A 13,195-nucleotide genomic window follows, 5' to 3' on the forward strand; every position below is an offset into this window, starting at 1 on the left:
TCGCGAGACCGTAGACGCTCACCGGTTGAAGACGGTCACCTCGATGGCGTAGTGGTCGGCGCGGTACAGGTTGTCGGAGAACTCGACGGTGGCGCCGGTCGGGTCGAAAGCGGTGCGCTGCATGCTGATCAACGGCGTGTGGTGACCGATTTCGAGTAGCCGGGCCTGGGTCGGGCTGGCCGCCTTCGCGGTGATCCGCTGTTTGGCGACCGAGGGCCGGCCGTTCCACTCGCCCATCAGGCGGTAGAGACTCTGCGTCACCAGCAGGTCCGGGTTCAGGTCGGCGAAACGTGGTGGCAGCCAGTTGCGCAGCAGGGCGAGGGGGACGCCGTCGGCCAGGCGGACCCGTTCGCAGTGGACCAGTTTCTCGGTCGGTGCGAGACCCAGCATCCGGGCTGCGTGCCGGTCCACGCAGTCCCGGTCGAACCGTAGGATCCGGGTCTCGGGGCTGCGACCGGAAGCGGTCAGGTCGTCGAAGAGGCTGGTCAGGGCGACACGCCGGCGCACCTGCACGTCGGTGACCCGGGTGCCGACGCCGCGCTTGCGGGTGAGCAGGCCTTTGGCGACGAGTTCTTCGATGGCGCGCCGGATCGTCGGGCGGCTGATGGTCAGCGCCGCGGCCAGTTCGATCTCGGTGGGCAGGCGTTCGCCGGGCACCAGCTCGCCCCGGTCGATCGCTTCTTCAAGGTGTCTGAGCAGCTGAAAGTAGATGGGGACCGGACTGGTCCGGTCGATCTCGACGGGCGGCATGGGCATCGTCGGCACCTCGCTCCGCATTGACAATCGCGGAAGTTTGTCAGTGCGTTCAGAACAATGTCAAGACAAACTCTTGACCTTCGTGGCTCTGCGTCGCAGGCTGCTCACACGCAACGCGGAAACCGTGCGTAAACGTGGCTGTAACGTTTGCTGGAGGTGGGATGCGGGACTTCGAAGTTGTCACGATGGGTCGTGTCGGCGTCGACATCTACCCACTTCAGACCGGAATCGGTCTGGAGGACGTGACGTCGTTCGGCAAGTTCCTGGGTGGCAGCGCGACCAACGTCGCGGTCGCCGCAGCCCGGCACGGACGGCACAGCGCGGTGATCACCCGGGTGGGCGCGGACCCGTTCGGCAAGTACGTGCGCCGCGAGCTCACCGACCTCGGCGTGGACGACCGGTTCGTCGGCACCGTCCCCGGACTGCCGACCCCGGTCACGTTCTGCGAGATCTTCCCGCCGGACGACTTTCCGCTCTACTTCTACCGGCTGCCGATCGCCCCGGACCTGATGATCGAGGGCGACGAGCTCGACCTCGACGCGATCAGGGGCGCCGGCATCTTCTGGTGCACGGTGACCGGGCTGTCGAAGGATCCGAGCCGCTCCGCGCACCACGTCGCCTGGGCCGCCCGCGAACGGCGGCCGCTGACCGTTCTTGATCTGGACTACCGGCCGATGTTCTGGGAGTCCGCCGAGCAGGCCCGGGCGCAGGTCCGAGCAGCGCTCCCGAACGTCACGGTCGCGGTCGGCAACCTCACCGAGTGTGAGGTGGCGGTCGGCGAGACCGATCCGGACCGGGCGGCCGACGCGCTGCTCGCCGCCGGTGTCGAACTGGCGATCGTCAAACTCGGGCCGGAGGGCGTCATGGCCGCCACCAAGGACGAGCGGATCCGGGTCGCCCCGGCGCCGGTGGACGTGGTCAACGGCCTGGGCGCGGGTGACGGGTTCGGCGGCGCGCTCTGCCACGGCCTGCTCGAGGGCTGGCCGCTGGAACGCATGATCCGGTTCGCCAACGCGGCCGGCGCGATCGTCGCCGGGCGCCTGGAGTGTTCGACCGCGATGCCGACGACGGCCGAGGTCGAGGCAGTGGTGGAGGCCGGTCGTGTCTGATCACGAGGACTTCGCGGAGTTGCGCAGCCTGCGCGCGACCCGGCCGCGGGCGGTGGCCGAGGCGGCCGCCCGCCGGGTCCGGCGGCCGCTGCTGGCCGGCGCCGGCGAGCGTCTGATGGTGGTCGCCGCGGATCATCCGGCGCGAGGTGCTCTGGGGGTACGCGGTGACGCCACCGCCATGGCCGACCGCTACGAGCTGCTCCGCCGGCTGCGGACCGCGTTGCGCCGTCCCGGCGTGGACGGCGTGCTCGGCACCGCCGACGTGCTCGAGGACCTGCTGCTGCTCGGCGAGCTGGACGGCAAGGTCGTCTTCGGGTCGATGAACCGGGGTGGCCTGCAGAACTCGGTGTTCGAGCTGGACGACCGGTTCACCGGCTACGACGCGGCGGCGATCGAACGGATGGGCTTCGACGGCGGCAAGATGCTGACCCGCATCGACCCGGACGACGCGGGCAGCGTACGGACCCTGGAGGCGAGCGCCCGGGCGGTGGACGACCTGGCCGCCCGCGAACTGGTCGCGATGGTGGAGCCGTTCCTGTCCACCCGCGGCGCGGACGGCAGGGTCGTCAACGACCTGAGCACGGCGGCCGTCGCCCGGTCGGTGGCGATCGCGGCCGGGCTGGGCGGGACCAGCGCGTACACCTGGCTGAAGTTGCCGGTGGTGGAGGACATGGCCGCGGTCATGGCGGCCACCACGATGCCGGCGCTGCTGCTCGGCGGCGACCCGTCGGGCAACGCCGGCCAGACGTACGCGTCCTGGGAGAAGGCCCTGGCCGTGCCGGGGGTGCGGGGGCTGATGGTGGGGCGGGCGCTGCTCTACCCGCCGGACGGTGACGTGGCGTCGGCCGTGGACACCGCGGTCGATCTGGTACGGAAGGTGGCGGCGTGATCAGGCTGGACGTGACCCCGGAGTCGGCGAAGTGGGGCTACAGCGGACTGCGGGTGGTCGAGTTGGCCGTGGGGGAGTCCTACGCGACGTCCACCGGGGACGACGAGGTGATCGTGGTGCCGTTGTCCGGCGCCGTGACCGTGACCGCTGACGGTCAGGAGATCGAGCTCCAAGGGCGGGCGAGTGTCTTCGACGGCCCGACCGACGTGGCCTATATCCCGATAAAAGCGGACTTGTCGCTCACCTCGCACCGCGGCGGACGGTTCGCGCTGGCCACGGCACGCGCCACGAAACGGCACAGCGTCAAACACGTGACCGTCGATCAGGTACGGGTCGAACTCCGCGGCGCCGGCAACTGCTCCCGCCAGGTCAACAACTTCGGCACTCCCGACGTGCTCGACGCCGACCGGATCATCGCCTGCGAGGTGCTGACCCCCGGCGGCAACTGGTCGTCCTACCCGCCGCACAAGCACGACGACGCCGGACCGCACGAGTCCGAGCTGGAGGAGATCTACTACTACGAGGGCGGCCCCGGGTACCAGCGGGTCTACGGCACCGAGGACCGGCCGGTCGACGTGCTCGAAGAGGTGCGGACCGGCGACGTGGTGCTGATCCCGCACGGCTGGCACGGCCCGTCGATGGCCGCGCCCGGCTTCGACCTCTACTACCTCAACGTCATGGCGGGGCCGGGCGAACGCCTCTGGCTGATCCAGGACGACCCCGAGTACGCCTGGATCCGCGACACCTGGGCGGACCAGGAGATCGACCCGCGCCTGCCGTACCGAAAGGAAGCGCGATGAAGCTGACCGTGGGGCAGGCCGCCGTGAGGTTCCTGGCGGCGCAGCGCACCGAACGCGACGGTGTCGAGCACCGGCTGATCGAGGGCTGGTTCGGCATCTTCGGGCACGGCAATGTGGCCGGAATCGGTCAGGCGCTGCTGGAGGCGGAGCTGACCGAACCGGGCGCGGCGCCGTACCGGCAGGCCCGCAACGAGCAGGGCATGGTGCACGCGGCCGCCGGGTTCGCCCGGATGCGCAACCGGATGTCCACGCTGGCCTGCACGAGTTCGATCGGGCCGGGCGCGACCAACATGGTCACCGGTGCGGCCCTGGCCACGGTCAACCGGCTGCCGGTGCTGCTGCTGCCCGGCGACGTGTTCGCCACCCGCCCGGCCAGCCCGGTGCTGCAGGAGCTGGAGGATCCGCGCGGGTTCGACGTCAGCGTCAACGACACGTTCCGCCCGGTGTCCCGGTTCTTCGACCGGGTGTGGCGTCCGGAGCAGCTGCCGTCGGCGTTGCTCGGCGCCTGCCGGGTGCTGACCGACCCGGTGGAGACCGGCGCTGTCACCCTTGCTCTGCCGCAGGACGTGCAGGCCGAGGCGTACGAGTGGCCGGACGAGCTGTTCCGCCCGCGGGTGTGGCACGTGCCGCGTCCGCTGCCGGAGCCCGGCGCGCTGGCCCGGGCGGTCGCGCTGATCCGGACCGCCGAGCGCCCGCTGATCGTGGCCGGCGGGGGAGTGATCTACTCGGAGGCCACCGAGGCGTTGCGGCTGTTCGCCGAGGCGACCGGCATCCCGGTGGCGGAGACGCAGGCCGGCAAGGGTTCGCTGCGCTACGACCACCCGCTGAGCCTGGGTGCGGTCGGCGCGACCGGGACCGTCGCCGCGAACGAGATCGCCCGCGAGGCGGATGTCGTGATCGGCATCGGCACGCGGTGGAGCGACTTCACCACGGCGTCGCGCAGTGCGTTCCAGGACGCCGAGGTGCGCTTCGTCAACGTGAACATCGCGGCGTTCGACGCCGCGAAGCACTCCGGGGTGGCGGTGGTCGCCGACGCAAAGGCGACATTGGCCGCTTTGTCCGAAGCACTGCAAGATTTCCAAACCAGCAACCAATATCGCGAAAAAGCATCGCTACTCGCGAAAAAGTGGGATCAAACGGTTGAGAGGGCCTACCACCTCGGTAACACTCCACTCCCCGCCCAGACGGAGATCATCGGCGCGGTCAACGACGCCGCGCAGGACCGGGACGTCGTCGTCTGCGCGGCCGGCTCGATGCCGGGCGACCTGCACAAACTCTGGCGGACGAGGGATCCCAAGGGCTACCACGTCGAGTACGGCTTCTCCTGCATGGGTTACGAGATCGCCGGTGGTCTCGGCGTCAAGCTGGCCGCCCCGGACCGCGAGGTCTTCGTGATGGTCGGCGACGGCTCCTACCTGATGATGGCGCAGGAGCTGGTCACCGCGGTCCAGGAGAGCGTCAAGCTGATCGTCGTCCTGGTGCAGAACCACGGGTACGCGTCGATCGGCCGGCTCTCCGAGTCGGTGGGCGCCCAGCGGTTCGGCACCTCCTACCGGTTCCGGGACGAGGACGGCCGCCTGGGTGGCGGCACGCTCCCGGTCGACCTGGCCGCGAACGCCGCCAGCCTCGGCGCGACGGTCCTGACGGCGAGCACCGTCGAGGAGTTGCGGGGCGCGCTGGCCGAGGCCCGCGGGATCGACGGCGTCACCGTGGTGCACGTCGACGCCGATCCGCTGGTCGACGCCCCGTCGAGTGAGTCGTGGTGGGACGTGGCCGTCGCGGAGACCTCGACGCTGGCGAGCGTCCGCACCGCACACGAGCAGTACACCGTCGGCAAGCGCGCACAGCGCGACTACCTGTAGGAGGCATATCCGATGAGTGTTCCGGCGGATCGCGTCGGCGGGGCCCCGATCTCCTGGGGTGTCTGCGAGGCGCCCGGCTGGGGGTACGAACTGCCCGCCGACCGGGTGTTGTCCGAGATGAGCGGGCTCGGCCTGCGCGCGACCGAACTGGGCCCGACCGGTTATCTGGGTGCGACGCCCGCCGACGTGCGGGCCACCCTGGACCGGCACGGCCTGACCCTGATCGGCGGTTTCCTGCCGGTGCCGATGCACGTCGCCACCGCGGCCGACCTGGCCGAGGCGGCGGCCGCGATCGGCGTGCTGGCCGCGGCCGGCGCCGAGGTGGTCGTGCTGGCCGCCCGGTCCACCGACGGCAGCTACGACCACAGGGTCCGGCTGACCGAGGACGAGTGGACCACGCTGTTCGCCACCCTGGCCACGCTCCAGGCGATGGCCGCCGAGCGGGGCCTGCGCGCCGCCCTGCACCCGCACGTCGGGACCGCGATCGAGGACCGGGACGCGGTGCTGCGCCTGTTGGCCGGCAGTGACGTGCCGCTCTGCCTGGACACCGGCCACCTGCTGATCGGCGGCATGCAGCCGGCCGAGCTGATCGAGCTGGCCGCCGACCGGATCACCCACGTGCACCTCAAGGACGTGGACACCGCGATCGCCGCGACCGTGCAGTCCGGCGCCCGCAGCTACATGAACGCGGTCAAGGCCGGCCTGTACACCCCGCTCGGCGCGGGCGACGTCGACATCGCGGGCATCGTGGCCGGCCTGGAGGCGACGGGTTATGCCGGCTGGTACGTCCTGGAGCAGGACTGCGCGATGGACGGCCCGCCCGCCGACGGCGCCGGTCCGGTGGGTGACGTCCGGACCAGCCGCGCCTTCCTGCAGGATCAGCCATGACAGCAAGATCAGAACCATCAGAAAAGAGCACCACCGTGCGACGCATCGGCATCATCGGCACCGGCATCATGGGCGCCGACCACGCCCGTCTCCTCACCCACGCGGTCTCCGGCGCGACCGTGGCCGGCGTCTTCGACCTGGACGCCGAGCGCGCCGCCACGGTCGCCGCGGCCAGTGGTGGCGCCCGGGTCTTCGCCGACCCGTACGCGCTGATCGCGGACGACGGCATCGACGCGGTGCTGATCGCCTCGTCCGACGCCACCCACGAGGAGTACGTGCTGGCCTGCATCGCGGCCGCCAAGCCGGTGCTCTGCGAGAAGCCGCTGGCGCCCACGGTCGAGGGCTGCACGCGGATCCTCGAGGCCGAGGTGGCGTACGGCAGCCGCCTGATCACGGTCGGCTTCATGCGCCGCTACGACCCGGGCTACACCGAGATGAAGGGCCTGCTCGGCACCGGGGAGATCGGCGCGGCGCTGATGGTGCACCACGTGCACCGCAACCCGGCCGGCACGCCCGGCCAGCCGGACTCGAACCTGATCACCAACTCGGCGGTGCACGAGCTGGACATCACCCGGTGGCTGCTGGACGAGGAGATCGTCGAGGTCACCGTGCACGCCCCGCGGTCCACCGGCCAGTCCGGCGGCACCCGCGACCCGCAGTTCCTGGTGTTGCGCACGGCGTCCGGCGCGCTCGCCGACGTGGAGATCTTCGTGAACGCCCGCTACGGCTACGAGGTGCGCTGTGAGCTGGTCGGTGAGCTGGGCACGGTCACCCTGGACGCGCCGCCGGCCACCTCGCTGCGCCGCTCCGGGCTGCACTCGCGGCCGCTGCCGCCGGACTGGCGTCCCCGGTTCGCCGAGGCGTACCGGCTGGAGCTGCAGGACTGGATCGACGGCGGCGCGGGCGGTGCGACGGCCTGGGACGGGTTCGCCGCGACGTTCGTGGCGCAATCCTGTGTGACGGCTTTGGAGTCGGGCGTGGCACAGGCCGTCGAGCTGCCTGCGATTCCTAAGATCTATCGCTGGTAGTTGACCTTGCAGTCCTGTTCCGGCGCGTTTATTGTTTCTTCAGGAAAGCGCTTGCCTGAGCGCCTCCGATAATGCGCGGAACAGTTTCTGAACGCCATTATTGTCGAGGGAGGGACCGGATGACCGGCCTGCGAGTGAACGGAACCGCGGTCGCCACGGTCGTGGACGATCCCGACCTCGACACCCGATTGGCGCCGCGGCCCTATCTGCATCCGGTCCGCACCCTTTCCGGAACGGTCGTCACCGGCGAGCTCCCCGAGGACCACCCGTGGCACCTCGGGGTCTCGGTGACGTGTCAGGACGTGGACGGCGTCAACCTGTGGGGCGGGCGCACCTACGTCCGCGGCGAGGGTTACGTCTGGCGCGACGACCACGGCCGGATCGTCGCCGACGAGCGCACGGAGCTGCCGGACGGCTACACCCAGCGCCTGAGCTGGCAGGACGGCGCCGGCCGGGTGGTGCTGCGCGAGGAACGGTCGGTCCGGGCCCGTGCCGCGGCCTCCGGTTGGGAGCTTTCTCTGGGGTACGCGCTGAGTGCCCCCACCGTGAAAGAGGTGCATCTCGGCTCCCCGGCGACGAACGGGCGTACCGGGGGCGCGGGGTACGGCGGGTTCTTCTGGCGGGCCACCGGCGGCGAGGCCGTCGCGTTCACGTCCACCGGCGACGAACCGCACGGCTCGGACGCGGACTGGCTGGCGGTGACCGTCGGTGACGCGTACACCCTGGTCTTCCGGGGTCTGGCGGGCAGGGACCGCTGGTTCGTCCGCCTGGAGGAGTACGTCGGGGTCTGTCAGGCCCTGGCCTGGGAGCAGCCTCTGCGGATCGTGCCCGGGACACCGCTGACCAGGGACATCCGTGTCCTGGTGGCGGACGGCGTGCTGAGCCGCGAGGCGATCGCCGCACACGTGGCGGAGGCGGCGATATGAGCGACCGGGTCGACCAGGAGTTCGTCGCGCGGGTCCGGTCCGGACTGGACCGTGAGATCGCCGGGATCGTCGCGGAGACCACCGCCGACTGGACCGGCATGCAGCACCGGCGGCTCGCCGAACGGGTGAAGACCCTGGTCGCGGCCTGGCGCGGGGACACCGGCCGCACCGGGCTGTTGGACGTCGCCCTGCATCTGACCGGCCTGCTGCGCGGGTTGCAGAATCCGAGCGGGCTGTTCCGCGGCGGCGACAACGTGGACTCGCCGCCGGACTCGGCGTTCAGTGTCAACGACCTGGCCGACGTCGCGCTGCTGCTGCGTGTCCCGCAGGCCGCGGGCCATCCGCTGGTGGCGGCCCTGGACGAACTGCTGACCACGATCACCCCGGCCCTGGTCAAGGGGGGTGTGCACACCCCGAACCACCGGTGGGAGATCTCCGCGGCGCTGGCCCGGCTGCACCGCCTCGGCCCGCGGCCGGAGCTGGCCGGCCGGGTCGCGCAGTGGCTGGCCGAGGGCGCCGACATCGAGGACGGCCTCTACTCCGAGCGCAGTGCCAACTATGCCGCGTACGTCTCGAACCCGTCGCTGCTGGTCATCGGCGAGGTCTTCGACCGACCGGACCTCATCGACGCGGTGGTGTCGAACCTGGACGCCACCCTCGACCTGCTGCTCCCCGACGGCGCGGTGGAGACGGTGCTGTCCCGGCGGCAGGACCAGGGCCGGCCGAAGCCGCTGGCCGGGTACCTGCTCCCGCTGCGCCGGATCGCCCGCCTGCGCGGCCGGGGCGACCTGTCCTGGGCCGCCGGCCTGGCCCTGGAGCAGGGCCTGGAGGCGCCCGGTCACGTGGCCGCCGCGCTGGTCCTGGACCCGGATCTGGCCCTCGCGCTGCCCGCACCGGTCGCGCCGCCGGGCACCCGGCGACGGCATTTCCCGGCCGCCGGTCTGCTGGTGGACCGCACCCCGGTGGCGACCACCGTGGTCTTCGGCGGTTCGGACTACCCCCGGCAGCGGCGGATCCGGTCCGGCCTGGCCAACTCACCGACCTTCCTGCGCCTGTACGCCGGCGCGGCCGTCCTGGACAGCGTCCGGCTGTCGCGGACCTTCTTCGGACTGGGACCGTTCCGTGGCGACGGCCTGACCCTCGACGGCGATCAGGCGGTGCTGACCGAGCGGGTGTCGGCCGCCTATTATCAGCCGCTCGACCCCGCTGAGCTGCGCGCGGACGCGGACTACGGCCTCGGTGACGACGGCCGGTTCAGCGCCGCGATGGACTTCGCCAAACGCGGCCGCGACGAGGTGACGCTCGAGACGACGGTCCGGGTGGATCTCACCGGGGACGGCGCGGAACTGTCCGTCGAGGTGTCCGGCGCGATCGTCGACTGGGCCCTGGAGCTGGCCTTCCGTCCTGGCGGGACGATGCACGGCGCGCGGCCTGTCGGCGCCGCCTGGCAGCTCGACGAGGGTACCGCGCACTACCGGGTCGGCGACGACTCGATCCAGATCTCCGTCACGGCGGCCGACCACGCCCCCGCCGACGGTCCCCCGGCGTACCACCCGGGGGAGGAGTACGCGTTTCTCGGCGGCACCGACGCGGCGTCCGGCGAGATTCTGTACGTGACCGGGAAAGCTCCGGCGCGACTGCGCCTGAATCTACTTTCAACAAGCCGAACAAATAGCTGACCGTTGGTTTTGTTCCCCCCTTTTCTGTGGCGACTCGTTGACGAGGTAAGCGCTTTCCTCTAACGTCCGTCGCCACGAGTCGACGATTTCATCGAGGAGATAGTCATGGCCATTTCCGCAGCGTTCGGGAAGGGACGCCTCCGCCGCCTGCTCGCGGCCGGCGTCGTCACGGCCCTCGCCCTCAGCGCCTGCTCGTCCGGCGGCGACTCCGAGGACGTCAAGAGCATCACCTTCTGGTACTCGACCAACGCCCAGGACCAGGGATACACCGACCTGGCCAAGGAGTTCGAGGCCAAGGAGGGCATCAAGGTCGAGATCGTCAACATCCCGAACGACGGCTACAAGGACAAGCTGAAGCAGGCCGCGCAGGCGAACGAGCTGCCGGACACCGCCAGCGTCCCGGCCCTCGACCCGCTCTGGGTCAACCAGGTGCAGGACATCTCCTCGGTGGCGAACAACGAGGCCAACCAGATCAACAAGAGTCTGATCACGGTGCAGGACGACAAGGTCCTGGCGATCCCGTCGGACATCACCGCCGCCGGCCTCTACATCAACAAGAGCCTGTTCGACAAGGCCGGGGTCGCCTACCCCACCGACCCGGCCAGCACCTGGACCTGGGACGAGTTCCTTGCCGCCACCGCCAAGGTGAAGGCCGCCACCAGCGCCAAGTACGAGCTGGTCTACGACAACTCGCCGGCCCGGATCCGCTCCTGGATCTACACCCACGGCGGCAAGGGCTTCCAGCTCGGTGCGGACAACAAGTACGCCACCCCGGACGCCGCCACCGTGCAGGCACTCGACGACTTCAAGAAGATCAACGACGACAAGGTGATGCCGAAGTCGGTCTGGACCTCCGGCGCCGACCCCAGCGCCCTGTTCAAGAGCGGTCAGGTCGTCGCGTACTACTCCGGCGTCTGGCAGGTCGCCGACTTCGCCGACGGCATCACCGAGTTCGAGTGGGCGGCCGCCCCGACCCCGGCCCAGCCGGTGCACGCCACCGACATCAACCTCGGTGGTCTGGTGACGGCGTTCAACGGGGACAAGGCCGAGGCCGCCAAGAAGTGGGTCGAGTTCATCTTCCAGCGGGAGAACTACACCAAGCTGGCCCAGACCAACGGCTACCTGCCGATCGAGCAGGGCCTGGACCTGAAGTACCCGTTCGAGAAGCAGACCGCCCTCGACGCCTTCGCGCTGTACAACGCCGAGATCGAGCTGGCCGACCCGATCTCGCCCTCCGGTCAGGCCGCCCAGACCACGCTGCTGCTCGCCGGCAAGCCCGCCGCCGAGGACCCCACCAAGGTCGAGATGGCCAAGTTCATCAACGGTGAGCAGGACGTCAACACCACCGTGACCAACATCGTCAACGGCTGGAACGAACAGCTCGGCTGAGACGACCGTGGCGTGTGGCCCACCCCGCGGGGTGGGCCACACCGTGGAAAGTGAGTTCACCATGGTCGACACCGTTGCGGCGGCCACGCCCGGCAAACGGCGGAAGCTGAACAGTTACACCGGGGCGCCCCTGCTCTTCATCCTGATCAACCTGATCCTGTTCTGCCTGTTCTTCGTCTGGCCCGCGGCGATCGGCCTGGGGTACTCGTTCACCAGTTACACCGGCATCGGCACCGCGCCGTTCGTCGGGGCCGACAACTACACCCGCCTGATCGACGACCCGGCGTTCTGGGCCGCCCTGTGGCGCACCCTGATCTACACGGGCAGTGTCGTGCCACTGAGCTTCGTCGCCTCCCTCGGTACGGCGTACCTGCTGGTCAGCCCGTACACGAAAGGCAAGGGGTTCGCCCGGATCATCTTCTTCCTGCCCTGGCTGATCTCCCCGATCGTCGCCGGCGTGATCTGGCGCTGGCTGTTCGGCGAGAACTTCGGTCTGGTCAACTTCATCATCACCGAACTGGGCGGTGAGGCGCTGCCCTGGCAGTCGAACGCCGACCTGTCCCTGATGGTGGTGATCATCGCGGCGACCTGGGGCGGTACGGCCTTCAACATGCTGTTGTTCGTCGCCGCGCTCAAGAACGTGCCGGTCTCCTACTACGAGGCGGCCGAGCTCGACGGTGCCGGCGCGTGGGACAAGTTCCGCCGGATCACCCTGCCGGCCATCGCGCCGACCTCGTTCATCGTGGTGCTGCTCAGCACGCTGCACGCGATGAAGGAGTACAGCCTGATCGTCGCGGTCAACGCGGGCGGCCCGGGCACCGCGAACAACCTGATCGTCCAGTACATCTACAACACCGGCTTCAAGAAGGCGCAGATCGGCTACGCCAGCGCGGCGTCGTTCGTCCTCCTGCTGATCCTCATGGTCATCGCCGGAATCCAGATGATGGCCAATCGCCGGAAGGAGAGCTGACATGTCCGTCATCTCCAAGCCGCCCGCCCTGCGCAGCCCTCAGCAGAACAAGAAGCCCAGCAGCCGGACCGGCGACCTGGCTCGCAAGATCAGTTCCAGCGCCGTGATGTGGCTGCTGGTCGTGGTCTACGGCTTCCCGACGCTCTGGTTCGTGATGAGCTCGTTCAAGCCGGCCGGCGAACTGTTCTCCTATCCGCTGACCTTCTTCCCGAGCCGGTTCACCCTGGACGGGTTCACCGAGGCCTGGACGAAGTTCGACTTCGCCACCTACTTCTTCAACACGCTGATCGTCGCGGTCGGCGCCACCGTGCTCACCGTGGTGGCCAGCGCCGCCGCCGGGTACGCCTTGGCGAAGTACCGCAGCTGGTGGCTGAAGATCTTCGCGGTCTGCATCCTGGCCACCACCATGCTGCCCGGCGAGACCATCCTCGCCCCGCTGTTCGTGGTGGTCCGCAACCTCGGCCTCTACAACAGCCTCAGCGGCGTCATCGTCCCCGCGGTGATCACCGCGACCGGCACGTTCATGTTCCGCCAGTTCTTCGTGACCGTGCCGAACGACCTCCTCGAAGCCGCCCGCATCGACGGCTCCGGCGAGATCTCCACGTTCCTGCGGATCATGCTGCCGCTGGCCAAGCCGATCATCATGACGCTGGCCATCTTCTCGTTTCAGTGGCGGTGGAACGACTACCTCTGGCCGCTGATCATCCTCAACGACCCGAACCAGTTCACCCTGCAGATCGGCGTCGCCAGCATCATCGGCGCGCAGAACATCAACTGGTCGGTCCTGCTCGGCGCCTCGGTGATGTCGATGATCCCGCTCGTCGCCATCTACCTGATCTTCCAGAAGTACGTGATGAGCGCGGACATGAACGCCGGCCTCAAGGATTAAGGAGAAAGCC

At 69.6% G+C, this 13,195-nt stretch carries 12 protein-coding genes; 11 read left to right on the forward strand and 1 reads right to left on the reverse strand.

Going from position 1 to position 13,195, the window contains the following annotated elements:
- Positions 1–18: 18 nt before the first annotated feature.
- Complete coding sequence (locus QSK32_RS24235) at positions 19–756, reverse strand: GntR family transcriptional regulator (protein ID WP_045741703.1); 738 nt, start codon at positions 754–756, stop codon at positions 19–21.
- 161 nt (positions 757–917) lie between these two features.
- Between QSK32_RS24235 and iolC the strand changes: the two genes are divergently transcribed.
- From iolC to QSK32_RS24290, 11 genes are all read left to right on the forward strand, one after another.
- The gene (gene iolC / locus QSK32_RS24240) at positions 918–1,865 is read left to right on the forward strand and encodes a 5-dehydro-2-deoxygluconokinase (RefSeq protein ID WP_285473270.1); all 948 of its coding nucleotides are present in this window, start codon (positions 918–920) and stop codon (positions 1,863–1,865) included.
- Positions 1,858–2,754 carry a Cgl0159 family (beta/alpha)8-fold protein gene (locus tag QSK32_RS24245; protein WP_285473271.1) on the forward strand — a complete coding sequence of 299 codons (897 nt, stop codon included), beginning with the start codon at positions 1,858–1,860 and terminating at the stop codon, positions 2,752–2,754. The genes iolC and QSK32_RS24245 overlap by 8 nt, the downstream gene beginning before the upstream one ends.
- Complete coding sequence (iolB, locus tag QSK32_RS24250) at positions 2,751–3,554, forward strand: 5-deoxy-glucuronate isomerase (protein ID WP_285473272.1); 804 nt, start codon at positions 2,751–2,753, stop codon at positions 3,552–3,554. Before QSK32_RS24245 ends, iolB begins: the two co-directional genes overlap by 4 nt.
- A complete protein-coding gene (gene iolD, locus QSK32_RS24255; protein ID WP_045741653.1) occupies positions 3,551–5,416 on the forward strand; it encodes a 3D-(3,5/4)-trihydroxycyclohexane-1,2-dione acylhydrolase (decyclizing) in 1,866 nt (621 codons plus the stop codon). Before iolB ends, iolD begins: the two co-directional genes overlap by 4 nt.
- 12 nt (positions 5,417–5,428) lie before the next feature.
- Positions 5,429–6,304 carry a TIM barrel protein gene (locus QSK32_RS24260; protein WP_045741654.1) on the forward strand — a complete coding sequence of 292 codons (876 nt, stop codon included), beginning with the start codon at positions 5,429–5,431 and terminating at the stop codon, positions 6,302–6,304.
- Between the two features lie 35 nt (positions 6,305–6,339).
- Positions 6,340–7,332: a Gfo/Idh/MocA family protein gene (locus QSK32_RS24265; protein ID WP_245673895.1), complete on the forward strand. Its 993-nt coding sequence runs from the start codon at positions 6,340–6,342 to the stop codon at positions 7,330–7,332.
- A 119-nt stretch (positions 7,333–7,451) separates the two neighbouring features.
- A complete protein-coding gene (locus tag QSK32_RS24270) occupies positions 7,452–8,258 on the forward strand; it encodes a DUF6807 domain-containing protein (protein ID WP_285473273.1) in 807 nt (268 codons plus the stop codon).
- The gene (locus QSK32_RS24275) at positions 8,255–9,937 is read left to right on the forward strand and encodes a hypothetical protein (RefSeq protein WP_285473274.1); all 1,683 of its coding nucleotides are present in this window, start codon (positions 8,255–8,257) and stop codon (positions 9,935–9,937) included. The genes QSK32_RS24270 and QSK32_RS24275 overlap by 4 nt, the downstream gene beginning before the upstream one ends.
- A gap of 105 nt (positions 9,938–10,042) precedes the next feature.
- On the forward strand, positions 10,043–11,326 hold the full coding sequence (locus QSK32_RS24280; protein WP_045741658.1) for an ABC transporter substrate-binding protein: 1,284 nt from the start codon (positions 10,043–10,045) through the stop codon (positions 11,324–11,326).
- 61 nt (positions 11,327–11,387) lie between these two features.
- A complete protein-coding gene (locus QSK32_RS24285; protein WP_045741704.1) occupies positions 11,388–12,296 on the forward strand; it encodes a carbohydrate ABC transporter permease in 909 nt (302 codons plus the stop codon).
- A 1-nt stretch (position 12,297) separates the two neighbouring features.
- Positions 12,298–13,185 (forward strand): carbohydrate ABC transporter permease, encoded by an 888-nt coding sequence (locus QSK32_RS24290; protein ID WP_285473275.1) that lies wholly within the window; start codon positions 12,298–12,300, stop codon positions 13,183–13,185.
- The last annotated feature ends 10 nt before the right edge of the window (positions 13,186–13,195 follow it).

This window comes from Actinoplanes sp. NBRC 101535, assembly GCF_030269225.1.
In the GTDB taxonomy this organism is placed as follows: domain Bacteria; phylum Actinomycetota; class Actinomycetes; order Mycobacteriales; family Micromonosporaceae; genus Actinoplanes; species Actinoplanes rectilineatus.